Source organism: Sinomonas atrocyanea (assembly GCF_030812675.1).
Classification (GTDB): Bacteria; Actinomycetota; Actinomycetes; order Actinomycetales; family Micrococcaceae; genus Sinomonas; species Sinomonas atrocyanea_B.
The window spans coordinates 169,020-194,016 of record NZ_JAUSTE010000002.1 but is presented as its reverse complement, the minus strand read 5'-3'; the positions used below and the strand labels follow the sequence as shown (position 1 = coordinate 194,016).

The following is a 24,997-nucleotide window of genomic DNA, read 5'->3' as shown; positions in this document are numbered from 1 at the left end:
GGACCCACGGCTCAGCCGTTCCCGCCCTTGCCCTTGCCCGAGGTGGGCTGGGGCGCGGGCGAGGGGGCCGGCTTCTGGGCCGGAGGCTGGGCGGGCTGCGGCTTCGGCGCGGGGGCCACGGGCGCGGGCTGCGGATTCTGCTGCTGCTGCACGCCCTGCTGCGACGTGGACGGGGTGGAGTCCGTGTTGGCGCCGGTGATCAGATTCTGCGGCGGCGCCTCGAAGCTGCCGTTGTCGTAGAGCGGCGCGGCCTTCTGCATGAAGTAGGCCCACTGCGGACCGGCGATGAACGCGCCGTCCACTGACTTGTAGAACCGGCCGTTGATGGTGATCTCCCGTCCCATGGTGGAGGACGCGGGATCCTTCAGCGCCTCTCCGAAGAAGGACGCGGTCGCGAGGCCCTTCGTGTACCCGACCACCCAGGTCTGGTTGTTGAAGTTGTTGGTACCGGTCTTGGCCGCGTCGGGATAGGGCAGCTTGATGGTCTGGCCGGAGGCGTCCTTGATGTTGTAGCCGGAGCCCTTCGTCAGGACGTCCTGGAGCACGTTCGTGGCCGCCCTCGCTACCTCGGGCTTGATCGCGTTCTGCTGGCAGGTCGGTGCCTGGCCCCCGATCCGCTTCCCCTGCGCGTCCGTCACGTCCGTGATGGAGATCGGGGTGCAGTAGGTGCCGTCCGCCGCGAAGGTCGCGAAGGCGCTCGCCATGGTCAGCGGTGCCACGTTCATGCCGCCGAGCAGATTGCCGAGGTAATGGAGGTCGAGCTTCTTGCCGTTGCCCTCGCCATCGTGCATCCCGAGCGCATCGGCAGCCCGCTGGATGTCGCAGAAGTCGTTCAGGCCCGCGGCGGAGGCGAAGGTGGCCGTGTTGATCGACTGGTAGATGCCCTCGCGCACCGTCATCGGCCGGTACCAGTTCGGCTCGTCGTTCTGGAGGTCGGTGGAGCCCTCCACCGTGTCGTCGTACCAGCCGACGACCGGGTCGCAGGTCGTCTTCCACGGATAGCCCTTGGGGTAGCGGCGCTGGGCCGCGTTCACGATGGCGTTGGTGGACTTGCCCTCGTTGAGCCACGCCGCGAGCGTCACGGGCTTCATCGTCGATCCGGGCTGCATGCCGCCCGCGCCGCCGAGGGGGTTGCCGGAGGGGTCGCTGCGTTCGACGTTGACGTTGTACGAGGTCACGAAGCTCGATCCCTGGCCGTCCAGCATGCGGGAGTTCTGGGCCATCGAGACGATCTTGCCGGTGCCGGGCTGGACGGTCACGAGGGACGCCGCCCACTTGAGCGGGTTCGCCCCGGCCGTCGAGTCGACCTGCTGCTGGGCCGGCGCCTGGAGGCGCGGGTCGAGCGTGGTCTTGATGGTCAGGCCCCCGCGCATGATCCGGGACGTGCGCTCGTTCTCGTCGGCGCCGTAGGCGGGATCGTTGAGGATCTGGTGGAGCACGTAGTCACAGAAGTACTGCGCGGACTGCGCGTACTGGCAGCCCTGCTTGGGCGGGTTGACCTTGGTCTTCACCGGGGTGGCCACGGCGTCGTCGTGCTGCTTCTGGTTGATCTTGCCGTGCTGCAGCATCGCGTCGAGCACCAGGTCGCGGCGCTTCTTCGCCGCCTCCGGGTGCGCGATCGGGTCGTACATCGAGGGGCTGTTGACGAGGCCGGCGAGGAGCGCCGCCTGCGGCAGCGTCAGGCTCTTGGCGTCCGTCGAGAAGAAGTACTGGCTCGCCGCCTCGATCCCGTAGGCGTTGGCGTTGAAGAACACGATGTTGAGGTAGCCCTCGAGGATCTGGTCCTTGCTGAACTTCTTCTCGAGGGCGATGGCCAGCTTCATCTCGCGCAGCTTGTCCCCGACGCCCTTGTTCAGGCCGTTCAGGAGCACCTCGTTCGCCTTGCCCTGCGCCACGAGGTTCTCGTTGATCACGTTGTTGACGTACTGCTGCGTGAGGGTCGAGGCGCCCTGCCGGCCGCCCCGGAAGTTGGCCGCGAGCGCGCGCAGGATGCCGGTCGTGTCCACGCCGCCGTGCTCGTAGAAGCGGTAGTCCTCGATGGCGACGATCCCGTCCTTGATGTACGGGGACATCTGGTCGAGCGAGACCTTGGTGCGGTTCTCCGAGAACAGCGTGGCGATCTGCGAGCCGTCCGAGGCCAGGATCTTCGTGACCTGCCCGGGCGGCTCGACGGTGAGCTCGCTGGGCAGGCTGTCGAAGAACTGGACCGAGCCGTTCGCTGCGCTGCCGGTGACGGCCGCGGCGGGCACGAGGAGCCCCGCAACCAGCACGCCACAGACCGCACTCACGCCGAGGAATGCGAAGATCTTGCCCAGAGTGGTGGCCGTGTCAAAGACAGGGTTCTTGCCAGACGCCATGTGTGCCAGTCTAACGGGAGGGGCTAATCTGGCCTCATGACCGCCTGGGAATACGCGACCGTGCCGCTCATCGTCCACGCGACGAAGCAGATCCTCGACCAGTGGGGAGAGGACGGCTGGGAGCTCGTCCAGGTGGTCCCGGGCCCCGGGGGCAACGGACTCGTCGCGTACATGAAGAGGGAGAAGCAGGCATGAGCCACGACCAGGCCGCACCAGCGGAAGGGGCCGCCGAGGCCGAGGTGAGCAGCGCCGTCGAGCGCCGCCTCGCGGACTTGGGCCTGAGCCTGCCCGAGGTCGCCGCGCCCGTGGCGGCCTACGTCCCGGCGGTGGTGAGCGGCTCGACCGTCTACACCTCCGGCCAGCTGCCGTTCGTCTCCGGCAAGCTCCCCGCGACCGGCAAGGTCGGCGCCGAGGTCAGCGCCGAGGACGCCAAGAAGCACGCCGAGGTGTGCGTCATCAACGCGCTCGCCGCCGTCAAGGCCCAGATCGGGGACCTCGACCGCGTCACGCGCATCGTCAAGGTCGTGGGGTTCGTCGCCTCCGACCCGCAGTTCACGGGGCAGCCCGGGGTGGTCAACGGCGCCTCGGAGCTGCTCGGCAAGATCTTCGGCGAGGCCGGCACGCACGCCCGCTCCGCCGTCGGCGTCGCGGTCCTGCCGCTCGACGCCCCAGTGGAGGTTGAGCTGATTGCCGATTTCGCATAGGCGCCGTTTCACGCTGCCCAAGCGCCTGCAGGGCGCGGCCCGCAGTTGGCTCGATGAAGCCGACCGGGCACCGCGCAAGCCCCGTCTCGCCTCGTCCGTCGCCCTCGTGCGCGACGCCCCCGACGGCACCGAGACCTGGCTGACCTACCGCACGGGCGACTCGCCCCTCGGAGTCGTCGCGTTCCCGGGCGGCTCGGTCGAGAACGCCGACCAGGACTCCTTCGACTGGTTCGGGCCGAGCGTGGGCCAGTGGGCCGAGGTCCTCGGGACTGAGGACTACGCCCTCGCCCGGGTCCACGTCGTCGCCGCCATCCGCGAACTGTTCGAGGAGACCGGCGTGCTCCTGGCCGGCTCCGACGAATCGCTCGTGGTCGAGGGCACGAGCACGGCGGACTGGGTCCGCGCCCGCGAGGCGCTCGCCGGCCAGGAGATCGGCTTCGCCGAGCTGCTCGCCAAGCGCGGCCTGGGACTGCGGACGGACCTGCTGCGGTCCCTCGTGCACTGGGTCACGCCCGACTTCGCGCACCGGCGGTTCGACACCCGCTACTTCGCGGCCACGCTTCCCGTCGGGCAGACCCCCACCCTCCTGCCGAGCAAGGGCGTGTGGGGCCAGTGGGTGAGCGCCGCCACGCTCATGGCCGAGAAGGAGACGAGCGCCCTCGGCGACGAGGTGGGCCAGCCGGACACGCGCGGGCTCGCGCTGCCGGAACTCCTCGTCCCGGCCACCGAGATCATCCTCGCCAAGATGGCCAAGGCCAGGGGCTGTATCGCCTACCTCAACATCAAGCGCAGCAACCACGTCTACCAGGCCGAGCTCGTCGAGGAGGGCGGCCAGCTCTACCTCGAGGTGAGCGCCCCGGGAGCCGTCGCGCCGCCGACCGAGGCGCTGCGCGCCGTCGGCCGTCCCGCCGAGCAGGCATAGCGCAGGGATGGCCTGAGGCAGGCGCACGCAGCCGCGCACAGACGGAAGGAGCCGGACCCGCAGGGGTCCGGCTCCTTCCACATAGCGGGGGCTCAGCGGGAGCGCTGGCGCAGCCGCTGCATGTCCAGGATCACCACAGCGCGGGCCTCGAGGCGGATCCAGCCGCGCTGGACGAACTCGGCCAGGGCCTTGTTGACCGTCTCGCGGGACGCGCCCACGAGCTGGGCCAGCTCCTCCTGGGTGAGCTCGTGGGCCACGAGCACGCCGTCCGTCGCCGGGCGGCCGAAGCGGTCGGCGAGGTCCAGGAGGGCCTTCGCCACGCGGCCGGGGACGTCCGAGAACACGAGGTCCGAGAGCGAGTCGTTGGTGCGGCGCAGGCGGCGGGCCAGGGCCTGCAGCAGCTGCGCGGAGACCTCCGGGCGGGACCGCAGGAGCGCGACGAGGGCCTCGTTCTTCAGGCCGGCGAGGCGGGTCTCGGACACAGCGGTCGCCGTGGCGTTGCGGGGGGCCGGATCGAACAGGGCCATCTCGCCGAAGAGCTCGCCGGGGCCGAGGATCGCCACGAGGGACTCACGGCCGTCGGGGGAGGTGCGGCCCAGCTTCACCTTGCCGGAGACGATGAAGTAGAGCTGGTCGCCCTGGTCGCCTTCGCGGAACACCGACGCGCCCCGCGACAGGTCCACCTCGGTGAGCTCATCCGTCAGCAGGCGGAACCCTTCGTCGTCGAGCGTGGCGAAGAGCGGTGCGCGGCGCAGTACCTCGAGGTCCAATTCAGTCTCCTAGTGTCAGTTGCATTCGCTTGCTTGCGCTGGGCTCATTGTTTCAGATACCGCGGACCTTTTGTGACGAACTTGGCAGGCGACACAGCACACAGCCCGCGCGGGGACGCGCGGGAGGGGCGCGCCGGCCTCCCAGTCTGGCGCCAGAACCCGTCGGTAGACTCCCGAGGGTGAATCTCCTCGACGTCCTCCTCGTGCTCGTTCTCGTGGGCTACCTCCTCAACGGGATCCGGGCGGGATTCGTCGTGAGCCTGAGCGGCATCCTCGGCTTCGTCGCCGGCGGGGTGGCCGCCTTCTTCGCCGTCCCGATCGTGAGCAGCTGGCTTGCGCCCGGCGGCTGGCGCGCGGCCGGCATCATCATCACCGCGGTCCTCCTCATGGCCGCGGGCAATGCCGTGGGCTCGGCGCTCGGCCAGCGCATCCGGCGGGGGATCCGCTGGAAGGGGGCCACCGCGATCGACCGCGGCCTCGGCGGAGTGGTCAGCGTGGTGGTCGCAGCGCTCGTCATCTCGATGACGGCGTTCACCGTCTCAAGCATGGGCGTGCCGCTGCTCACCCAGCAGATCGCCGGCTCCACGGTGGTCCGGGCGCTCGACGACGCGACGCCGGATCCCGTGAAGGAGCAGGCGGCCGCCCTCCGCGCGTTCGTCATCGGCGACGGCCTGCCCAAGCTGATCGAGGGCATCGCCCCGGCCCAGCCCGTCAAGGTCCCGGACTCGGTGGACACCGCCCAGCTCCGCAGCGCCGCGCCGTCCATCCTCAGGATCACCGGCACCGCATACCAGTGCGGCCAGAACCAGACCGGCTCCGGCTTCGTGGTGTCCCCGGGGAGGATCGTCACCAACGCGCACGTCGTGGCCGGGGTGAGCGAGCCCGTCGTCGAGCTTCCCGGCGGGGGCGCCCGCAGCGGGCGCGTGGTCTACTTCGACGCGGTGCACGACCTCGCGGTGGTCGCGGTGGACGGCCTGGGCGTGGCGCCCCTCCAGCTGACCGGCACGAGCCCGGCCGGCACCTCCGCAGCGTTCGGCGGCTACCCCCTCGGCGGCCCCTACCAGCTCCGCCCCGCGGTGGTGCAGGGCACGACGACGGTGCTCGCCCCGGACATCTACGGCACCAACGAGGTGCCCAAGAACGTCTACCAGATCTCCGGGAACGTCCAGCAGGGCAACTCGGGCGGCCCGCTGATGACCCTCGACGGACGCGTGACGGGCGTGGTCTTCGCCAAGAGCGACTCCACGGCGAACGTCGGCTACGCGATCACCATGGAGGAGCTGGCCCCCGTGGCCACCAAGGCTCCCGGCCTCAGCCAGCAGGTCCAGCCCGGCGTCTGCACCCGGAAGTAGCTAGACGTCCAGGGGCCTGCGGGTCGCCGTGAGGTCCGCGAGGTACTCGATCGCGAACCGGTAGCCGAGCACCCCGGCGCCAGCGATCACGGCCTTGGCGATGTCGCTGAGGTAGGAGTGGTGCCGGAACGGCTCCCGGGCATGCACGTTCGTGATGTGCACCTCGACGAGCGGCAGCTGGACGGCCGCGACGGCGTCGCGGATCGCCACCGAGGTGTGGGTGTAGGCGCCGGCGTTGAGCACGATCCCGAGGGCCGTGCCGCGGGCGGCGTGGATCGCGTCCACGAGCGCGCCCTCATGGTTCGACTGGAAGCACTGCGCGTCCAGCCCCTGGGCCTGGGCCGCATCGGTGCAGAGGCGCTCGATGTCGGCGAGGGTGTGCGTGCCGTACTTCTCCGGCTCGCGCGTGCCCAGCAGGTTCAGGTTGGGGCCGTTGAGGACGAGGACGGTGCCGCGGGTCTGTGCCATGGCTTCACTCTAGGGCGTCCGCGCCGCGCCGGACTGGCCTTCCCCGGCAGGCCGCGGAGGTCTATCCTGTGGCGTGTCCTCGCGGGGGCCAGAGGTCGAGGGGGCCGGAGGACAGCACCCTGGATCGGCGCAGTCTCGGCGCCGAGGCGGCGGCACCCCCGCTGGAGGTGCACGACGCCGCGTGGCCGGCCCGCGCCCTCCGCCCGCCGGCGCTTCCGAGCCGGAGCCCTCGCTGGAAGGGCCCGGGCCCACTGCTTCACCATGGGAGCAGTCCAATGTCACCGTCATCCCGCGCCCGGCTCCGGGCGCCCGCCGTGGTTGCCACGGCCCTGCTCACCCTGCTCATCGGCCTCCTCGGCACCGCACCGGCGCAGGCCGGGGCGGGCTCCGCGGCCGCCCCGCAGACGTGGAACGTCCTCGTGGGCGAACAGTCCAAGGACATGGCCATCCAGGGCATGCGGTTCCTGCCGGGAGAGATCTGGATCCACCAGGCAGACTCGATCCGGTTCCTCTCCAACAGCGCCGAACTCCATACGGTCAGCTACGGCACGCCGCCGCTGCCCCCGACCTCGATCGCGAACCTCGAGGCCGACGCGTTCAAGCCGGTCGGCGGGCCCCTGTTCGACCCGAAGGCCCGGTGGATGAACTCCGGCGTGATCGCGCCGCCCACGCCGGGGATCCCGACCGTGCGGACGTACCAGCTCAAGTTCGCCGAATACGGAACCTTCACCTTCTACTGCATCCTGCACGGCCAGATGATGAACATCGTGGTCCACGTCCGGCACCAGGGGTCCCCGCTCCCGCACAGCCAGGCCTACTACGACCGGCGCGCCCACGTGGAGAGCAGGCACATCATCCGCGACGGGTACGCCCTCATGCACGAGACGATGGAGAGGGCGACCTCCACGCACGTGTTCGTCGGGGCCATGGACGACACAGCCATGGTCATGCGGTTCATGCCGTCCCTGGACCACATCAGGGCCGGGACCACGGTGACGTTCGACATGAGCGCCAATCAGGGGGTCGTCCCGCACACGGTGACGTTCACCAAGCTCACCCGCGCCGGCGGCAAGCCCGTCGACTCCGGCACGCTCCTCCCCAAGGCGGGCGGGGGCCCGGACCACTTCACGTGGACGTTCGGCACGGCCGGCACCTGGCACTACATCTGCCAGTTCCACGACGAGATGGGCATGGTCGGGGACATCGCCGTGAGGTCCTAGCGGGGACCGCCGGGCACTGCACGGCAACGACCGCAGCGGCGCCCCGCCCGCTCGGGCGAGGCGCCGCCGTCGTGCACGGTTTGCCGTCCGCGCCGCCGGGCCTACTTGCGCAGGTCCTGGGCGATCTTGTGCATGACCGTCGGGTCCGCCAGCGTCGTGGCGTCGCCCGGGTCGCGCCCCTCGGCCACATCCTTGAGCAGGCGGCGCATGATCTTGCCCGACCGGGTCTTGGGCAGCTCCGGAACCACGAGGATGTGGCGCGGCTTGGCGATCGGGCCGATCTCGTGGCCCACGTGGGCCCGCAGCACCGCCGCCGGGTCCTCGCCCTCGGGGATGCTCGCCTCGCCCCGCAGGATCACGAAGGCCACGACCGCCTGGCCCGTCGTCTCGTCCGCGGCCCCCACCACCGCGGCCTCGGCGACCCACGGGTGGGAGACGAGCGCGGACTCGATCTCGGTGGTGGAGAGGCGGTGGCCCGAGACGTTCATGACATCGTCGACCCGGCCCAGGAGCCAGATGTCGCCGTCGTCGTCCTTCTTCGCCCCGTCGCCGGCGAAGTACATCCCCTCGAAGCGGGACCAGTAGGTGTCCTTGAACCGCTCAGGGTCGCCCCAGATGGTGCGGAGCATGGCCGGCCACGGCTTGCGGAGCACGAGGAAGCCGCCGTGCCCGTTCGGCACGGGCTGGCCGGCCTCGTCGACGACGTCGACCGCGATGCCCGGCAGCGGAACCTGGGCCGAGCCGGGCTTCGTGGCCGTGACGCCGGGCAGCGGCGCGATCATGATCGCGCCGGTCTCGGTCTGCCACCAGGTGTCCACGATCGGGGCACGCTCCTCGCGGCGCCCGCCGTTGCCGCCGATCACCTCGCGGTACCACATCCATGCCTCGGGGTTGATGGGCTCGCCCACGGAGCCGAGGACGCGGATCGAGGAGAGGTCGTACTTGGCGGGGATGTCCGAGCCCCACTTCATCATGGTGCGGATCGCGGTGGGCGCGGTGTAGAGGATCGAGACCTTGTACTTCTGGACGATCTCCCACCAGCGGCCCTGGTGCGGCGAGTCCGGCGTGCCCTCGTACATGACCTGGGTGGCACCGTTCACGAGGGGCGCGTAGGTCACATAGGAGTGCCCGGTGACCCAGCCGATGTCCGCGGTGCACCAGTAGACGTCCGTCTCCGGCTTGAGGTCGAACACGGCCGAATGGGTGAAGGCGGTCTGCGTGAGGTACCCGCCCGTCGTGTGGAGGATGCCCTTGGGCTTCCCCGTCGTGCCGGACGTGTAGAGGATGAACAGCGGGTGCTCGGCGTCGTGGCCAACTGCGGTGTGCTCGGGGGAGGCGGCGGCCATGACCTCCGACCAGCGCAGGTCGCGGCCCTGGGTCCAGGCCACGTCCTGGCCGTTGCGCTCCACCACGACGACGTGCTGGACCGTGTGCCCGTCCTCGGCGAGGGCCTCGTCCACCGCCGGCTTGAGCGGGCTGGGCTTGCCGCGGCGGTAGGTCCCGTCTGCGGTGACCACGAGCTTGGCCTCGGCGTCGTCGATGCGGCTGCGCAGGGCCTCGGAGGAGAAGCCGCCGAAGACCACGGAGTGGATCGCCCCGATGCGCGCGCAGGCGAGCATCGTCACGACGGCCTCGGGGATCATCGGCAGGTACACGGCGACACGGTCGCCATTGGCGACGCCGAGCGACTCGAAGGCGTTCGCGGCGCGCTTGACGCGCTCGGTCAGATCCGCATAGGTGATCGTCTCGGTGTCGCCCGGCTCCCCTTCGAAGTGGATCGCGACCCGGTCGCCGAGGCCGTTCTCGACGTGGCGGTCGAGCGCGTTGTAGGCGGCGTTGACCTCCCCGCCGACGAACCACTTGGCGAAGGGCGGGTCCGACCAGTCCAGGGTCTGCGAGAAGTCCTTCGACCACGTCAGGCGCTCGCGCGCCTGGGCGGCCCAGAAGGCCTCGGGATCAGCGTTCGCCTCGGCATAGATGCCCTCGTGGACGTTCGCCCCCGCCGCGAACTCGGGGGAGGGGGCGAACTGGCGCTTCTCCCGGAGCAGGTTCTCGAAGGCGTCGCCCGTGACGGTTTCGTGGGCCATGGTGTCCTTTCGGCTCGTTCCTCGCATGATCCAGCCGATCCTGCAGCCCCGGCCGCGGGGCAGGACGCCACCGTCGGATGTGAGGCCGCACACACCGGCTGCCTGATGTCAACAGTAGCCCCAATGGGGTCGCGGCGACGTTGCGAGCGTCACACTGCCGCGCCGGACGGCCGCGGACATGCGGCGGGCGGTAGGCGCCCGACGCCGAGTGGCCGGCGCGCGCCGTCGTCCTCCATCCCGTCGGGCGGCCTCCGTCGCGCCCGGAGCCGCCTAGGTGCGCCCGTGCCGGTGTGGCTAGGCTGAACTCAAGACCGAAGGAGTGACTCATGTCTGACCCCAGCCAGAGCCCGTCCGAGGGGCGCCGCAGCGAGTCCGTGCTCGGACCGTTCACCACGCGTGATCTGACCCTGTTCGGGGGTGTGCTCATCACGTTCGTGGCCTCCCTCCTGCCACTGTTCGGGGTCGGGAACCTCTGGAACGCCGCGGGCCTTTACTTCCTCGGGATCGGCATCCTCGTCCCGGTGGCGGCCGCGGCCCTGTTCGCCTGGCGTCGGCTCGAGCCCTCGCGGAGGCTGCGCGTCGGCTCCCTCTCGGTGGACCAGTTCGCCTCGGTCGCCGCAGTCCTGAGCGCCGCGTTCTACTTCCTCGGCACCGTCACCACGCTCTCGCCCGGCGCCGTGGTGGGCCTGCTGGGGGGCCTTGCCATGCTCGCCGCCACCACGATCGCGCGGCTGATCCCCGTCTTCGCCGTCGACTTCCTGGGCCGGCCGGAGGTGCCTGCGCACGTCATGGCGCGCGACGCCGTGCCCCCTGCGCCGCGCCCTGCCGGGGCTGCAAAGCCCCAGCGCGGACGCGCCGGCGCTGCGGCCGGCTCCGGCGCCGCCGGGAACGAGTGGGGCAGCCCGGCCACCGGCGAGTGGACCGGCCCGGCCGCTGCGCAGGCGCCCGGACGGCCCGGTGAGGCCGCCGCCGTCCCCGGCGCCGGCCCGAGCACCGGGGGCCCGGTGGCGCCGTTCGCAGGGACGACCCCGGCGCCGACCGTGGAGGCTGCCGCGGGCACCGAGCCGAACGCTCCCGCGCCCGACGACGATGGGGCGCCCGAGCGCGCCGTCGGCGTCTTCGGGGCAGCCGACGGCGAGGCCTACGGTGCTCCCGCCGCATCGGAGGCCCCCGTGGAGCCTGCCGCGGCGGAGCCTGCCGAGCGGGAGGCAACCGCTGAAGAGACTGCCGCCGAGCCTGGTGTCGCTGCTCGGGCCGGTGCCTCCGCTGGGGCCGATGCCGCCGCTGAGCCTGGTGTCCCGGCTGAAGCCGCGGCACCCGTTGGACACACCGGCTCCGCGGAGCCCGCCGCGGCCGCTCGGCCCGCGGCCCCCACGGTGCCCGCTCCGTCCGCCGAGCCGGATGGACCGGTGGCCCCGACGGAGGTCGTCGAGGCAGCGGGTGCAGGACCGGCCACGGCAGTGTTCCCGGCCGCGGGCCGCGGGCCCACAGACTCCGGCGTCGCCGGGCAGGGGAGCGCCGCCGCCGAGGACATCGGGGCGACCAGGCCGTACGAGGACGAGGGCACGCGCTACGAGGCGTTCTGGTTCGCCGTCAGCCAGCCCCGCACTGCGGTGGATGCCACCACCGGCCAGCCGGTGTTCACCCTCGAGCCCGGGCAGTGGATCCTCGCGCTCCAGGACCGTGGCCAGGAGTTCGTGGTGCAGAGCCCCGACGGGCGCGTCGGGGTCCTGCGAGACCTCTCGGGAATCGAACGCGCGTGAGCGGTACCGCTGCCGAGCCTCGCCGCCGGCGGATGAGCCAGGACGAGACCCCCCTGGCGCTCAAGCGACGGGCCCGGAAGATCAACCGGGTGCTCGCCGAGGCCTACCCCTACGCGCATGCCGAGCTGGACTTCCGGGACCCGTTCGAGCTCCTGGTGGCCACCGTGCTGAGCGCGCAGACCACTGATGTCCGGGTCAATCAGGTCACCCCTGTCCTGTTCGCCCGGTACCCGGATGCGCTGGCCCTCTCGGAGGGCGAGCTCGCCGACATCGAGGAGATCATCCGGCCAACCGGCTTCTTCAGGGCCAAGGCGCGGAGCATCCACACGCTGGCCCGCAAGGTCGTCGACGAATTCGACGGCAAGGTGCCCGGGACACTGGCAGAACTGGTGACGCTGCCCGGCGTCGGCCGCAAGACGGCCAACGTGGTGCTCGGGAATGCCTTCGGGGTCCCCGGGATCACCGTGGACACCCATTTCGCGCGGCTGGCCAAGCGCTTCGGGTGGACGGCCTCGGAGGACCCCGTGGTGATCGAGCGGGACGTGATGGAACTGTTCGAGCCGCGGGACTGGACCATGCTCTCCCACCGCGTGGTGTTCCATGGGCGGCGCGTGTGCCTCGCGCGGAAGCCTGCCTGCGGCGCGTGCCCGGTGGCCTCCCTGTGCCCCTCGTTCGGTGAAGGGGAGACCGACCCAGCCAAGGCACGGCGCCTGCTCCGGTTCGAGATGGCCCCGGGCCGGGAGGACCTCCACGCCGAGATGGTGGCCAACTCCTCCGACGCCGCCGCGATCCGCCGGCGCACGGAGACGCTGGCCGCCGCGGCGGCGTCTCCAGCGGGTCCGGAGCCACTCCCGGATGCCACGTCGGACCGGCACCCGTGAGCGCCAGAGCCGAACTCGCGGAGCTCGTCCGCGCCATCAGCGCCGGCCACACCGACCCCTTCGACCGCCGCTGGCACCCGGCGACCCTGCCCGGGGCCGCGCGGAGAGCCGCCGTCCTCGTCCTCTTCGGCGTCCTCGACGACGTCCCGGCCGTCTCGCGCCGTCCCCTCGCCCCCGCCGATCTCGACGTCCTGCTCCTCGAGCGGGCCGCGACCCTGGGCTCGCACCCGGGCCAGGTCGCCTTCCCCGGCGGAGGCCAGGACCCCGAGGACGCGACCCTGGTGGACTGCGCCCTCCGCGAGGCCAGGGAGGAGACGGGCCTTGACCCTGCCGGGGTCGAGGTGCTGGGCGAGCTTCCGCCGCTGGGCATGTCGGTGAGCAACTTCCTCGTCACCCCCGTGGTGGGGTGGTGGTCCTCTCCGTCTCCGGTGGACGTGGTGGACTACGGGGAGTCCGCACAGGTGTTCCGCACCCCGGTCCGGGACCTGCTCGACCCGGACAACCGCGTCATGGCGGTGCTCCACCGCCGGGGAGCGCGCTTCGCGAGCCCCGGGTTCGAAGTCAATGGCGTCCTCGTCTGGGGCTTCACCGCGATGGTCCTCGATTCGCTGTTCACCGCCCTGGGCTGGGCCGTCCCCTGGGACCGGACCCGGGAGCGCCGGGTCGACCCCTAGCCGCGTCGGCCGCGGGCGCGGCTACTTCGCACGGTCGTAGGATTCGACGACGGCGACGCTGAGGGGGAACTCCACGGGGGCGCCATGGAACAGGAGCCGGCCGGCCGTCTTCGCGGCGTCCTGGACCGCGGCGGCGCACTCCTCGGCGACGGCGTCCTCGGCATGGACGACGACCTCGTCGTGGAGGAAGTAGACGAGTTCCGCCCGGCGACCGTGCGACCTGATGCGCCGCAGCCTCCCCCGCAGGTCGGCCATCCAGCACTCGGCCCACTCGGCCGCCGTCCCCTGTACCACGAAGTTGCGCGTGAAGCGGCCCCTGTCGCGGGCGATCGCATCGGCACGGTGCTGCTCCTGGGCACTCGTGGTGCGCTGGGACGCGAGCCAGCGCGGCGACGGGGGAGGGGTGCTCCGGCCCAGGTGGGTCGTCACCGTGAGCCCCCGCTCGCCGTCCCGTGCCGCCTGCTCCACGAGCGCGACGGCCCGCGGATACAGGCGCGTGAGCTGCGGCATCAGCCGGCCCGACTCACCAGTGGTCGCGCCGTAGATGGCCCCGAGGAGGGCGACCTTCGCCTGGGCCCGGTCGCCGCCGAAGCCCGCGGCCGCGATCCCCGCGTAGAGGTCTCGCCCACGCGCGGCACCGGCCATCGCCTCATCGGCCGCCAGGGCCGCGAGGACCCGCGGTTCGAGCTGCGAGGCATCCGCCACGATGAGTCGGTGCCCCGGGTGTGCCCGGGCCGCGGACCGGACCTCGGCAGGGATCTGCATCGCGCCTCCGCCGCGTGAGGCCCAGCGCCCGGTCACGACACCGCCCACCACGTACTCCGGCCGGAAGCGGCCGTCCGAGACCCACGTGTCCAGCCACGACCAGCCGTTGGCGGCGAGCAGCCGCGCCATCTTCTTGTACTCGAGCAGCGGGGCGACCGCCGGGTGGGTGAACCTCCGCAGCTCCCAGGCACGCGTGGTGTTCGCCTCGATGCCGGCCCGGTGGAGCGCGCGGATGAGCTCCTGCGGTGAATCCGGGTTGAGGCGTGGGGCGCCCAGGAGGTCGCGGAGCTCCGCGGCCTTGGCCTCGAGCAGGGCGGGCCGTGCCGTCCCCTGCGGCCGCGGACCGAGCCGTTCGGCGAGGAGCGCATCGTGGACTGCCGCATCCCACGGGACGCCCGAATGCTGCATCTCCGCTGCGGCGAGGGCCCCCGCGGACTCCGCCGCGAGCAGCAGGGCGAGCCGCTGGCGGCGCGGCGACGCGGCGACCGCGGCCAGCTGGGCCGCGAGTTCCGCGGTGGCCGCGTCGGCGCCGACGCCGGTGGGCCGGGCCTCGAACAGGGCGTCCTGGTGCTGGGCGGGCCACGCTCCCCGCCCGGCGTCCGGCTCGTCGAGGAGACTGCCAACCGGGATCGACGGCGTGTAGCCGCTGCCGGCCGTGTAGGACGAGTGGGCGAGGATCGCGGCGCTGAGGGTGAGGTCATGGCACCGCTCGACCTCGACGCCCGCTGCGAGGAGCCGCGGGTACCAGTCGGAGGTGCGCTGCCACACCCACCGTGGGTGCTCGCGGGCATCGACCTGCCGGACGAGCTCTGCGAACCCGCTGCCGGACACAGTCCGCGCAGGACCGGCTGGTGCACAAGCCCGGTCGAGGCGCTGCAGCAGCACTCCGCCGTCCGATGCGGGGGCGACGAGCTGGTACACGCCTCCCATTCTTCCCTGTCCGCACGGCTTCACTCGTCCTCCACAGCTTCATCCGAGGCGATTTGTCCACATGGGCGGCCCGGTCGGTTCCGGCGGATGCCCGGACTGGGAAGTCTGGACGGCATGGCGAGGAACGAGCAGGAACAGTCGGACGGCACGGGGCGATGGATCCCCGAGGCGGGGCCGGTCGTGTGCTGTGTCACCGGCGACGCTACCCTCCGGGATGAGTGCGCGAGGGCGGCGGCGGTGGCAGGCGTCGTCTTCGAGGGGGTCCCGGCTGTGGGAGGCGACGCAGGCCTCTGGACCAGAGCGGACCTGGTGCTGCTCGGCGCCGACGTCGGCGAGGTACCGCCGCAGCGGCGCGGCTCGACCGTCCTCGTCGGCGGTGCGGGCCAGCGCCGTCTGCTCTGGGACAGGGCGGCGGCACTCGGGATCGACCATGTGGCCGAGCTGCCGGAGGCTGCTGGCTGGCTCGTGGAGTTCCTGGGCAGGAGGGGCGCGGAGGGGCCGTCCGGGGTCGTCGTCGGCGTCGTCGGGGGATGCGGGGGCGCGGGTGCCAGCACGACGGCGGTGCTGCTCGCCGGCGCCGCGGCGCACCACGGCTCCCGGGTGCTGCTCGTGGACGGCGACAGGCTCGCGGGAGGGCTCGAGGCCGTCCTGGGCGAGCAGCCGCTCGAGGGCCTGCGCTGGCCGGACCTCGCCTCCGCCAGCGGGGCCATCAACCCTGACCAGCTCGCCGCGTCGCTGCCGCGGGCGGGAGGCGCCGCGGTGCTGTCCTGGCCCGCAGGGCCGCGCCGTGCGGTTCGCGTCCCTGCGTCCGCGGTCTCCGGGGTGGTCGAGGCGGCACGGTCGGCGTTCGACCTCGTCGTCGTCGATGTCGGACGAGGGCGGGAAGGGCTCGAGGACTTCGGATGGGCCAGCGACCGGATCCTCGTCGTCGTTCCCGGGACCTTGGGCGGGGCCCTGTCCGCCGCCCAGCTCGTCCATGAGCTGCCCCCGGTGCCGCAGGGCATCGTGGTCCGCGGACGCACGGCCGAAGGTGTCGATGCCGAGCAGCTGGCCGGGCTCGTCGGCTGCCCGCTCGTGACCCGGATTCCGCACCTCCGGCGTGCCGCGGGCGCCGCGGAGGGCGGGCGCCTCATGGAGCTGGCGCGCTCGAGGTCCCTGCGGCGGCTCGCCGCCGCGGTGCTCGAGGCGCTGCCCGAGCAGGTTCCGCCGGCTCCCGCGGACGACGCCGCGGCCCTCGCCATGGGTGCCAGGCTCGCCGGCCGCGGTCGGAGGGTCGCGCGGTGAGGGGCCAGATCGACGCGGAGCTGCTGGACGCAGTGCGCAGATCGGTGCTCTCGACCCCGGGGCCGGTGACCCCCGCGCGGGTCGCGGCTGCCCTCCAGAGCAGCGGCCGCGTGCTGGGCACAGCCGGCGCACTCGCCGCTGTGGAGACCATCATGGCCGAGCTGCGCGGGCTCGGGCCCCTGCAGGTGCTCGCCAACGATCCCGCGGTGACGGATCTGTTCGTCAACGCACCGGAGAGCGTGTGGCTCGACAGGGGGCACGGACTCGAACGGAGCGCGGTGTCCTTCCCCTCGGAGGAGGCCCTGCGCGCCCTCGCCGTCCGCCTCGTGGCGGCGGCGGGGCGCCGGCTCGACGACTCCTCGCCGTGCGTCGACGTGCGGCTTCCCGGAGGCTACCGGGTCCACGCCGTGCTGCCGCCCGTCTCCACCGGCGGAACGCTGCTCTCCATCCGCATCCGGCGTGCGCGGCCGATGACCCTGGATGAGTTGGAGGCGGCAGGCACGGTGCTGCCGGACCAGAGAACCGTGCTCGAGGCCCTGGTGGCGCAGCGGAGGAGCTTCCTCGTGAGCGGGTCCACCGGGTCAGGCAAAACCACACTGCTGAGCACCCTCCTCGGCCTGGTCCCTTCCGGCGACCGGATCGTGCTGGTGGAAGACGCCGCCGAACTGGTCCCCGACCACGGCCACGCCGTCGGCCTGGAAGCGCGCCATGGCAATGTCGAAGGCGCCGGCGGGGTTGACCTCGGCCGGCTCGTGCGGGAGGCGCTGCGGATGCGCCCGGACTGGCTCGTCGTGGGCGAGTGCCGCGGCGCCGAAGTCCGGGACCTCCTCTCCGCGCTCAACACGGGGCACAGCGGGGCGGGGACAGTCCATGCCAATGCGGCGGCCTCCGTCGTGGCACGGCTTGCCGCACTGGGGGCGCTCGCGGGGCTCACCCGCGAAGCCACCTTCCTCCAGGCTTCGAGTGCCCTGGACGCTGTAGTGCACCTGGAGAGGGCACCGGAGGGACGACGGGTCGCGAGCATTGCCGTGGTCACCCAAGGACCGGACGGGCTCACGGTCACCGATGCCCTGCGCCGCGTCTCCGGGACGGCCCGGGCCTCGGAACCGGGACCCGGCTGGGTCCGGCTCGCCGCGGAACTGGCCCTTCCCCGCGCGCTGGGGGCGGCCGCGTGAGCGTCGGATCCGTCGTGGGTGCCACGATCGCTGTGCTGCTGTTCGCCAGTTGGCGCCTCGGCGCCGGGCCAGGGGCGACGAGCGCGTACCGGCGCCGCCTCCGCACCCACGGTGTCCCCCGGGGGCCCGAGCGGCTGCACCCGCGACGAGCGGGACTCGGCGCGGGGAGGCACAGTGAGCGGCCGGCCGAGGAGTTCCAGCACGCGGCCATCCTGGTCGGGCAGCTCGCCGCCCTGCTGCGCGCGGGCCGCACGCCGGAGCAGATGTGGCGGCAGGCCGCCGCGGCATACCGGGTCGGGGAGCGGGGGAGCGCAGACCTCACCCCTCGTATGCTGCGGTCGGCCGCCATGGCCGCGGACCTGGGGCGCCCGGTCGCGGCGGCCCTCCGGGCGGCGGTGGGCGACCGCGATCCCTCCTCTCCGCGGGCCGCCGGAGCGGTGCCCGGCATCTGGCGCAGCGTGGCGGCCTGCATCGAGGCCGCGGAGGCCTCGGGGAGTGCCCTTGCCGACGTCCTCGAGAGGCTCGCGGCCCAGCTCGAGGCCGACGCAGACGCGGTTGCAGCACGGGCGGTGGCCCTCGCCGGCCCCCGGGCCACCGCGAAGGTGCTGAGCGTCCTCCCCGTGGCAGGGCTCGGACTCGGGATGCTGATGGGCGCGGACCCGTTCGGGATCCTGCTCTCCACGCCGCTGGGGGCGGTGTGCCTCGGCCTCGGGGCAGCGCTGACGGTGGCCGGGCGCTGGTGGTCGGACCGGCTCGTGCGGTCCGCGTCGGAGGCACGATGAGCGCCCTCCTGGCCCTCGGCCTCGCTGCCGCCGGGGCGGGAGCCGCCCTCGCGCTCGCGGGCGGCCGACGGCGAGCGGAGCGACTTCTGGGTGTCCAGCCCGCCATCGGCGAGGCGGCGCTCGCGGGCGAGGACGGCCGGACGCTGTCCCACCGGGCCGGCGGCCAAGGGCGACGACTGGCCGCACGATCCGATGAGGTGCCCCTCCTGCTCGAGCTGCTCGGCGCCATGCTCGAGGCGGGCCTGGCCCTGCCGCGGGCGCTCGAGGTGGCTGCCGGCGTCGCCGACGGACCGGGCCCTGCTCTGCTGAGGGCCTCCGCTGCCCTGCGCTTGGGGACCGGTTGGGACCATGCGTGGCCTGACGCGGTGCCCGGGTCCGCCATCGACGAGCTCCGTGAGGCCCTGGGCTTCGCGGCGTCCACCGGAGCCCCTTCAGCCGAATTGCTGTACTCGCGGGCACGGCAGCTGCGGCGGAGCAGGCACCGCGAGCTCGAGAAGCGCGCTGCCGCACTGGGGGTCCGGCTCGTCATCCCCCTAGGGGTCTGCTCCCTTCCGGCCTTCCTATGCCTCGGAGTCGTGCCGGTGCTGTTGGCGATGCTGCCCGGCGGGTGACCCCGCCGCCACGATCTCCTGTCCACCTCGGGCAGGCGGCGCCCACGGCGCCACGGCCCGCCGCGAGGCAGGGCATCCCACGGCGCGCCGGCACGCCCCTCCCTGGAGCCTGCACCACGGCTGCGTCCGACCCATCAAGGAGGAACCATGTCCGCACTGCCACATCGGAACGGCGTCAGGGCCCGCCCCGACCAATCCGGCGAACCCGCACGGCTCGAGCTCGCCCCGGGTGCCGGCCCCCGGCCCGACGCCCTCGGGGCGTCGGGGGAGACCTGCCGGATCATCGAGCTGTTCCCTCCGGGCGGCCCGCGCAGCGTGGAGCGGCGCGGCCAGGACCGGGAGGAGGCCGCCGCGCGCGCTTCCGAGCTCGGAGCCCGTCCGGCCGCGTTGCCCGGGCCGCGGGACGGCCGTGGAGTGCGTCGGAGGCCCCGCCGCCGGTCGCGCGTCCTGGGCACCCGGGTGCGGCGGAGGACAGCCGTCCGTGTGCAGCTCCTGCGGCTCTGGCTCGAGGGCAGGGCCGCTGGGGAGCGCGGGATGGCAACGGCGGAATATGCGATTGCCACCCTGGGCGCCGTGGCCTTCGCGGGCCTGCTCGTGGTCATCATGCGCAGTGACGAGGTGCGGGGCTTCCTCCTAGCGATCATCCGCCAAGCCCTCGCACTGCCGTGAGGCGGGTCCGTGGGGCCGCCGGCGCCCACGAGGGCCCGGCGTCCCCGCGGGGCTCGGTCACCGCCGAGTTCGCGGTGGCGGTCCCGGCTGTGATCCTCCTGCTCGGCTTCCTCCTCGGCGCCCTCTCCGCGGCCGTGTGCCAGGTGAGAGTGGAGGAGGCTGCGAGGGCCGGCGCGCGTGCGGTCGCCCGAGGGGAGGACCCCGGCACGGTGGCGCGCGAGATCGCCCGGGTCGCCGGAGCCGGCACCGAGCACTCGATCGATGCCTCTGCCGGAGTAGTCACCGTCCGGGTCAGCACTGCGGTGCCTGGACCCGTGGCGGCGGCGGCCGGGCTGCGCGCGCAGGCCACCGCCAGCCTGAGCAGGGAGGCCCCGCCGTGAGCCGCACGCCTACGCCGGGCGGCGGGTGCGTGCGCCGGGCCGACTGCGCCAGCAGCCGGTGCGCCGAGGCCGGGTCGGGAACGGTCCTGGCCCTCGGGCTCGGGATGGTCCTCATCCTGGCCTGTGCCGCCCTCGTGCTGCTCGGCCAGGCCCTCGCGGCGTCATCGCGGGCCGGCGCGGCGGCGGACCTGGCCGCGCTCGCCGCAGCCGACGCCGAGCGCGGCCTCCGTCCCGGGGCCGCATGCGCGACGGCCCAGAGCGTGGCAGAGCTCAACGGCGCCGCCCTCGCATCCTGCACCGTGGAGAAGCCCGGGAGCACTGTCCGGGTCACGGTCGAGCTGGACACGGGCGCCCTCTGGGGTCCCGCCGTGGCGCGTGCACGGGCCGGGCCCCCGCCCAGTCCTGGCAGCGGGTGAGGCCCGGATGGTCAGCCAGCCTGGGTCAGACCAGCTCGGCGGCAAGGTCCGCCTGGAGGAGGACCGCACGCAGGAGGGCCACTGCCCCGGCCTTGTCCAGGGGGTTGTTCTTATTGCCGCACTTGGGGCTCTGGACGCACGAGGGGCACCCGGCGTCGCACTCGCAGGCCTCGATGGCGTCCAGGGTCGCCCGCAGCCACACCCTGATGCGCTCGAACCCGCGTTCGGCGAAGCCCGCCCCGCCGGGGTGCCCATCGTAGACGAAGATGGTGGGCTGCTCAGTGTCGGCATGCAGGGCGGTGGACACCCCGCCCACGTCCCACCGGTCGCTCGAGGCGACGAGGGGCAGGAGGCCGATCGACGCGTGCTCGGCGGCGTGGAGGGCGCCGGGGAACTGCGCAGCGATCAGTCCCGCCGCCGCGAGCGTCGGCTCGGGCAGGGTGAGCCAGACCGCCTTGGTGAAGAGGTCCCGTGCGCCGAGTTCGAGCGGCTCCTCGCCGAGGACCTCGTTGGAGATGAGCGCCTTGCGCTGGAAGGAGACGACCTGCGTCGTCACCCTGACCTCGCCGAAGTGGACGCCCACCGGGCCCCACTGCTCGCTGCGCTCCTCGCCGAGGACCTCGACCGTGGTGAGGTCCCGCGCGGTCGTGTAGTAGTCGGGGTTCACCCGCCGGACCACCACGCAGTGCTCGGCCTCGTTGAGCTCTTCCACGAGGTAGCTCGCGCCCTGGTGGACATAGATGGCGCCCTGATGGGCCTGGTAGTGCGTCTGGGGCGAATCCATGGAGCCCAGCAGCTGTCCGGTCTCGGCCTCGATGATGCTCACGGGGCCGCCGTCGTCCGCCCGGAGGCTCACCATGCCCGCGGCGCTCTCCGGGTGGGTCCAGAACCATCCGCCCGGCCTCTTCCGCAGGTATCCCTGGGCCACGAGCTGGTCCAGGAGGCGCTCGCTGGTGGGGCCGAACAGGGCGAGGTCGGAGGCGGTGATGGGCCTTTCGGCCGCGGCAGCGCACAGGTGCGGGCCGAGGACGTAGGGGTTGGACGGATCGAGGACGGTGGCCTCGACCGAGGTGTCGAAGATCGCCTCCGGGTGGTTCACGAGATAGGTGTCGAGGGGGTCGTCGCTGGCGACGAACGCAGCGAGCGCGTCCTGGCCCGAGCGCCCGGCTCGGCCGATCTCCTGGAACAGCGAGGCCCGCGTGCCGGGCCAGCCCGCCACGAGGACCGCATCGAGCCCCGAGATGTCGATGCCGAGCTCCAGCGCCGAGGTGCTCGCGACCCCCAGCAGCTCCCCGGAGCGCAGCCGCCGCTCGAGCTCGCGCCGCTCCTCCGGCAGGTACCCGGACCGGTACGCGGCGATGCGCCCGGGGAGGCTCGGATCGACCTCGTCGACGAGCCGCTGCGCGATCGAGGAGATCGTCTCGGCCCCGCGGCGCGACTTGATGAAGGCGATGGTCCGCACGTGTGCCGAGACGAGGTTGGCCAGCAGATCCGCGCTCTCGGCGATCGCCGTGCGCCGCTGCGGAGCGCCGTTCTCCCCGCGGGCGTCGGTCAGGGCCGGCTCCCAGAAGGCCACCTCGGTGGCCCCGTGCGGCGAGCCGTCCTCGGTGACTGCTGTGACGGCGTCGCCGATCAGCCGCCCCACCGAGCCCTCCGGGTCCCCGGAGGTTGCGGAGGCCGCGATGAAGACGGGGGCGGCGCCGTAGTACGCGCAGACCCGCCGGAGCCGCCGCAGGAGGTTGGCAACATGCGACCCGAAGACGCCGCGGTACGAGTGGGCCTCGTCGATGACCACGAACTTCAGGCGCCGGAAGAACGCGGCCCACCAGGGGTGGTTCGGCAGGATGCCGAAGTGGAGCATGTCCGGGTTGGCGAGGATGACGTTCGCGTGGTCCCGGATCCACCGCCGGGCCGACTGTTCGGTGTCGCCGTCGTAGGTCTCGGCGCGGACCGTGCGCAGCCCGAGCGAACGGATGGCCGTGAGCTGGTCGGCCGCCAGCGCCTTGGTGGGGGACAGGTAGAGCACGGCGGCGCCGTCGTCGTGGATCCGTCCGGGCTGCTCTGCCACGCGCAGCTCCGAGCGGTGGACGGCGTCCAGCGCGGGGAGCTGGTATGCGAGGGACTTGCCCGACGCGGTCCCGGTGGCGAGCACCACGTGGCGGCCGGCGTGGGCGAGGTCGGCCGCCTCGACCTGGTGGATGTAGGGCGTCTCGACGCCGAGGCGCCGGTACGCCTCGACCAGGTCCGGGTGGGCCCACGCCGGCCAGGGCGCATACCGGGCCGATCGTGCGGGGATCGTGCGCAGATGCCGCAGCTCCTCCGGGGCCGAGGACCGGCCCAGGAGCGAGAGGAGGGAGTCGTGCGCGGCCACACCAGCATTCTTCCAGCACCGGCCGGACGCGCCGGACCGTGGGGCGCCGGGGGCGGTCTCAGTCCGCGGAGAGCGAACCGCCCTGGGTGTTGCCGGCGTTGGTGAGCACCAGCACCTGGGACACGTCGCTCCAGCCGAGGTGGTGGTAGAGGTGCTGGCCGTCGGTGGACGCGATGAGCAGTCCCTGGTCGAGGTTGTGCTCACTCATCGCCGCCGTGAGGGCCCGCATGACGAAGCTGCCCAGGCCCCGGCGGCGGAAAGCCGGCTCGGTGATGATCCGGTCGAACACCGCGTACCCGTGCGCCACGGCCACGTGGCCGCGCGCGGCCAGCGTGCCGTCGGCGGTCGCGACCGTCACCGTGGCGCTGTGGTCCTCGTAGTCGGTGGTCAGCTTGAGCTCGTCGTCGTTGAGCCAGGGCGCCTCGACGTCCTTGCCCTCGAAGTCCATGATCATGAGCTCCTGGTCCGCGGCGAGGACGACGAGGCCGTGCTTCTCGCCGAGGGCGCGGTAGGCGCCCAGGTCGTCGGTGAGCACGGTCATCAGCCGGGGCGAGGACTCCGCGACGAAGGCGGCGAGCCCGGCGAACTCCTGCTCGCTCGGATCGGCCGCGAAGGCCTCCCAGTCGCCGGACTTGTCCGTGAGCTGCACGGTCTTGAACGCCCCGACGTCCTGGACCGGATAGTGGCGCGTGGAGGCCCAGCCTTCGACCCAGATGCCCAGAAGTTCGCTCAGCGATGGCTCTCCCATAGCCATGACGATAACCGCAACGACGCGAGCCTGATAAGGGCCGTGACAGAACTGTCACCGGGGCCGCGGCGGGGCCGCCGGTACCCTTGATGGGTGGCCCTGCACCGTATCGTCCTCTTCTACTGCTTCACCCCGCTGGCGGACCCCGAGGCAGTCCGGCTCTGGCAGCGAACCCTCTGCGAGGCGCTCGGAGTCAGGGGCAGGATCATCGTCTCCCCGGACGGCATCAACGCCACCGTGGGCGGCGAGCTCAGCGCCGTCAAGCGGTACCTGCGGGCCACCAAGGAGTACCCCGGGTTCCGGAACCTCGACGTGAAGTGGTCCGAGGGCAGCGCCGCGGACTTCCCCCGCCTGTCCGTGAAGGCGCGTCCCGAGCTGGTGTCCTTCGGCGCGCCCGGCGAACTGGAGGTCGGCGACGAGGGCGTGGTCGGCGGCGGCGAACGGCTCACCCCCGAGCAGCTCCACGACCTCGTCGCCTCGGGCAGCGCCGCCGAGGACGCCCGGCGCGAGGTCGTGTTCTTCGACGGGCGCAACGCCTTCGAGGCACAGATCGGACGCTTCAAGGGCGCGATCGTCCCCGACACCTCCACGACCCACGACTTCCTCGCCGAACTCGACTCCGGCAAGTACGACGACCTCAAGGACCGCCCCGTCGTGACCTACTGCACGGGCGGCATCCGCTGCGAGGTCCTCACCGCGCACATGCGGCGCCGCGGCTTCCGGGAGGTGTACCAGCTCGACGGCGGGATCGTGCGGTACGGCGAGGCCTACGGCGACGCCGGCCTGTGGGAAGGCTCGCTCTACGTCTTCGACCGGCGCATGCACCTCGAGTTCAGCGAGGACGCCGCCACGATCGGCCGGTGCGCGCGCTGCGCCGCTCCGACGCCCGACTTCCACAACTGCTCCGACCCCGCGTGCCGCCGGCTGACCCTCTACTGCCCGCAGTGCGCCTCGTCCCCCGAGACCCTCCGGTGCCCGGACGGGTGCCAGCAGGCGGAAGGCGCGGCAGAAGGGGCATCCGCGCGCGTCACGGCCGGGTGAGCCGGTACGCCACGTTGGCGGCCGCGTCGCCCGGGGCGCTGAACTGCACGTCGAGACGGCCCCCGGCCGGGACCTCGACAGGCCGCGACCACGGGCGGTTGCACGCGAACGTGAAGTCCAGCAGCTGCACGTCGCCCGCGGTGAGGCGCACGTCTGCCAGGCCCTCGCCCCGGCACGCGACGCGCAGGGTCGCCGGGCCCGGCTGTGCCGCGACGCCCATGCGCCGCGCCGGCCTGCCCGGCCACGCCGTGCTCGCGTCGCGGGCCAGCGACACCCCCGAGGTGTCCGGCAGGACCGTGGACGCCCACGCCTGCAGGGCCTCCCCGGCCAGCGGCTGGTCCAGGGGCGCGGCCGTCGCGATGCCCCGCGCCACCCGCGACCTGCGGTCGTGCTCGGCGGCCGCCGCCGACGCGCTGGCCGCCGCCGAGGCGGCCGCCGCGGCGCTGCGCTGGCCCAGGGGCGGCAGCCCGTCGTCGTACTGGTACGCGCAGCCGGACGCGCCGGCCGCGAGGAGCACCCCGAGGCAAGCCTGCAGGGTCCTCGCCCTGGCGGGTCGCGCGGCGGCGGAGCGGCTCATGCGACCATTCTGCCCCCGCACCGGCCGCGCGGATCCGCCTAGACTTCCGT

The 24,997-nt window shown here is 72.9% G+C and carries 24 protein-coding genes; 16 read left to right on the top strand and 8 right to left on the bottom strand.

Features of this window, described 5'->3' with window-relative positions; translation table 11 throughout:
• Window positions 1-11 precede the first annotated feature (11 nt).
• Window positions 12-2,357 (bottom strand): transglycosylase domain-containing protein, encoded by a 2,346-nt coding sequence (locus J2W20_RS04680; protein WP_307005035.1) that lies wholly within the window; start codon window positions 2,355-2,357, stop codon window positions 12-14.
• 36 nt (window positions 2,358-2,393) lie between these two features.
• Here J2W20_RS04680 and J2W20_RS04675 point away from each other — a divergent pair, with 36 nt between their 5' ends.
• The 3 genes from J2W20_RS04675 to J2W20_RS04665 are packed head-to-tail and all read left to right on the top strand — an operon-like array spanning window position 2,394 to window position 3,983.
• Window positions 2,394-2,552, top strand: coding sequence for a DUF4177 domain-containing protein (locus tag J2W20_RS04675; RefSeq protein WP_084249599.1), 159 nt, complete (start codon window positions 2,394-2,396; stop codon window positions 2,550-2,552).
• A complete protein-coding gene (locus J2W20_RS04670) occupies window positions 2,549-3,061 on the top strand; it encodes a RidA family protein (protein ID WP_307005033.1) in 513 nt (170 codons plus the stop codon). The genes J2W20_RS04675 and J2W20_RS04670 overlap by 4 nt, the downstream gene beginning before the upstream one ends.
• On the top strand, window positions 3,045-3,983 hold the full coding sequence (locus J2W20_RS04665; RefSeq protein ID WP_307005031.1) for an NUDIX hydrolase: 939 nt from the start codon (window positions 3,045-3,047) through the stop codon (window positions 3,981-3,983). Before J2W20_RS04670 ends, J2W20_RS04665 begins: the two co-directional genes overlap by 17 nt.
• 92 nt (window positions 3,984-4,075) lie before the next feature.
• Here J2W20_RS04665 and J2W20_RS04660 read toward each other — a convergent pair whose 3' ends face one another.
• Complete coding sequence (locus J2W20_RS04660; protein ID WP_066500145.1) at window positions 4,076-4,753, bottom strand: Crp/Fnr family transcriptional regulator; 678 nt, start codon at window positions 4,751-4,753, stop codon at window positions 4,076-4,078.
• A 179-nt stretch (window positions 4,754-4,932) separates the two neighbouring features.
• On the opposite strand from J2W20_RS04660, the gene J2W20_RS04655 reads away from it, so the two are divergent.
• Window positions 4,933-6,105 (top strand): MarP family serine protease, encoded by a 1,173-nt coding sequence (locus tag J2W20_RS04655; protein WP_307005028.1) that lies wholly within the window; start codon window positions 4,933-4,935, stop codon window positions 6,103-6,105.
• Here the strand turns inward: J2W20_RS04655 and aroQ are convergent, their stop codons facing one another.
• Complete coding sequence (gene aroQ, locus J2W20_RS04650) at window positions 6,106-6,573, bottom strand: type II 3-dehydroquinate dehydratase (protein WP_307005026.1); 468 nt, start codon at window positions 6,571-6,573, stop codon at window positions 6,106-6,108.
• Between the two features lie 275 nt (window positions 6,574-6,848).
• Between aroQ and J2W20_RS04645 the strand changes: the two genes are divergently transcribed.
• Window positions 6,849-7,793, top strand: a complete 945-nt coding sequence (locus tag J2W20_RS04645) for a plastocyanin/azurin family copper-binding protein (RefSeq protein WP_307005024.1) — start codon at window positions 6,849-6,851, stop codon at window positions 7,791-7,793.
• 101 nt (window positions 7,794-7,894) lie between these two features.
• Here J2W20_RS04645 and acs read toward each other — a convergent pair whose 3' ends face one another.
• Window positions 7,895-9,880, bottom strand: a complete 1,986-nt coding sequence (gene acs / locus J2W20_RS04640; protein ID WP_307005022.1) for an acetate--CoA ligase — start codon at window positions 9,878-9,880, stop codon at window positions 7,895-7,897.
• Between the two features lie 326 nt (window positions 9,881-10,206).
• Here acs and J2W20_RS04635 point away from each other — a divergent pair, with 326 nt between their 5' ends.
• From J2W20_RS04635 to J2W20_RS04625, 3 genes are read left to right on the top strand one after another with little or no spacing between them, the layout of a single operon-like run.
• Window positions 10,207-11,643 carry a hypothetical protein gene (locus tag J2W20_RS04635; protein ID WP_307005020.1) on the top strand — a complete coding sequence of 479 codons (1,437 nt, stop codon included), beginning with the start codon at window positions 10,207-10,209 and terminating at the stop codon, window positions 11,641-11,643.
• 32 nt (window positions 11,644-11,675) lie between these two features.
• Window positions 11,676-12,524: an endonuclease III gene (gene nth / locus J2W20_RS04630; RefSeq protein WP_307005446.1), complete on the top strand. Its 849-nt coding sequence runs from the start codon at window positions 11,676-11,678 to the stop codon at window positions 12,522-12,524.
• Window positions 12,521-13,198: an NUDIX hydrolase gene (locus J2W20_RS04625; protein ID WP_307005018.1), complete on the top strand. Its 678-nt coding sequence runs from the start codon at window positions 12,521-12,523 to the stop codon at window positions 13,196-13,198. The genes nth and J2W20_RS04625 overlap by 4 nt, the downstream gene beginning before the upstream one ends.
• Before the next feature lie 21 nt (window positions 13,199-13,219).
• Here J2W20_RS04625 and J2W20_RS04620 read toward each other — a convergent pair whose 3' ends face one another.
• The gene (locus J2W20_RS04620; protein ID WP_307005016.1) at window positions 13,220-14,893 is read right to left on the bottom strand and encodes a bifunctional 3'-5' exonuclease/DNA polymerase; all 1,674 of its coding nucleotides are present in this window, start codon (window positions 14,891-14,893) and stop codon (window positions 13,220-13,222) included.
• A gap of 114 nt (window positions 14,894-15,007) precedes the next feature.
• On the opposite strand from J2W20_RS04620, the gene ssd reads away from it, so the two are divergent.
• The 7 genes from ssd (at window position 15,008) to J2W20_RS04585 (ending at window position 20,210) form a co-directional block, all read left to right on the top strand.
• Entirely contained in the window at window positions 15,008-16,177 is a 1,170-nt protein-coding gene (gene ssd, locus J2W20_RS04615; protein WP_307005014.1) for a septum site-determining protein Ssd, read from the top strand.
• Window positions 16,174-17,352: a TadA family conjugal transfer-associated ATPase gene (locus tag J2W20_RS04610; RefSeq protein ID WP_307005012.1), complete on the top strand. Its 1,179-nt coding sequence runs from the start codon at window positions 16,174-16,176 to the stop codon at window positions 17,350-17,352. The genes ssd and J2W20_RS04610 overlap by 4 nt, the downstream gene beginning before the upstream one ends.
• Window positions 17,349-18,134 carry a type II secretion system F family protein gene (locus J2W20_RS04605; protein ID WP_307005010.1) on the top strand — a complete coding sequence of 262 codons (786 nt, stop codon included), beginning with the start codon at window positions 17,349-17,351 and terminating at the stop codon, window positions 18,132-18,134. Before J2W20_RS04610 ends, J2W20_RS04605 begins: the two co-directional genes overlap by 4 nt.
• A complete protein-coding gene (locus J2W20_RS04600; protein ID WP_307005008.1) occupies window positions 18,131-18,745 on the top strand; it encodes a type II secretion system F family protein in 615 nt (204 codons plus the stop codon). The genes J2W20_RS04605 and J2W20_RS04600 overlap by 4 nt, the downstream gene beginning before the upstream one ends.
• Window positions 18,746-19,060: 315 nt before the next feature.
• Entirely contained in the window at window positions 19,061-19,414 is a 354-nt protein-coding gene (locus tag J2W20_RS19190) for a DUF4244 domain-containing protein (protein WP_373457963.1), read from the top strand.
• Window positions 19,411-19,794, top strand: coding sequence for a TadE family type IV pilus minor pilin (locus J2W20_RS04590; protein WP_307005006.1), 384 nt, complete (start codon window positions 19,411-19,413; stop codon window positions 19,792-19,794). The genes J2W20_RS19190 and J2W20_RS04590 overlap by 4 nt, the downstream gene beginning before the upstream one ends.
• Window positions 19,791-20,210: an Rv3654c family TadE-like protein gene (locus J2W20_RS04585; RefSeq protein ID WP_307005005.1), complete on the top strand. Its 420-nt coding sequence runs from the start codon at window positions 19,791-19,793 to the stop codon at window positions 20,208-20,210. The genes J2W20_RS04590 and J2W20_RS04585 overlap by 4 nt, the downstream gene beginning before the upstream one ends.
• A gap of 25 nt (window positions 20,211-20,235) precedes the next feature.
• Here J2W20_RS04585 and J2W20_RS04580 read toward each other — a convergent pair whose 3' ends face one another.
• Together J2W20_RS04580 and J2W20_RS04575 are read right to left on the bottom strand one after the other, a co-directional pair.
• Entirely contained in the window at window positions 20,236-22,581 is a 2,346-nt protein-coding gene (locus tag J2W20_RS04580) for a DEAD/DEAH box helicase (protein ID WP_307005003.1), read from the bottom strand.
• A gap of 58 nt (window positions 22,582-22,639) precedes the next feature.
• Window positions 22,640-23,329, bottom strand: coding sequence for a GNAT family N-acetyltransferase (locus J2W20_RS04575; protein ID WP_307005001.1), 690 nt, complete (start codon window positions 23,327-23,329; stop codon window positions 22,640-22,642).
• Between the two features lie 93 nt (window positions 23,330-23,422).
• Here J2W20_RS04575 and trhO point away from each other — a divergent pair, with 93 nt between their 5' ends.
• The gene (trhO, locus tag J2W20_RS04570) at window positions 23,423-24,370 is read left to right on the top strand and encodes an oxygen-dependent tRNA uridine(34) hydroxylase TrhO (RefSeq protein WP_307005000.1); all 948 of its coding nucleotides are present in this window, start codon (window positions 23,423-23,425) and stop codon (window positions 24,368-24,370) included.
• Here trhO and J2W20_RS04565 read toward each other — a convergent pair.
• The gene (locus J2W20_RS04565; protein WP_307004999.1) at window positions 24,357-24,947 is read right to left on the bottom strand and encodes a hypothetical protein; all 591 of its coding nucleotides are present in this window, start codon (window positions 24,945-24,947) and stop codon (window positions 24,357-24,359) included. The two genes, trhO and J2W20_RS04565, sit on opposite strands and share 14 nt — an antisense overlap.
• Window positions 24,948-24,997 lie beyond the last annotated feature (50 nt).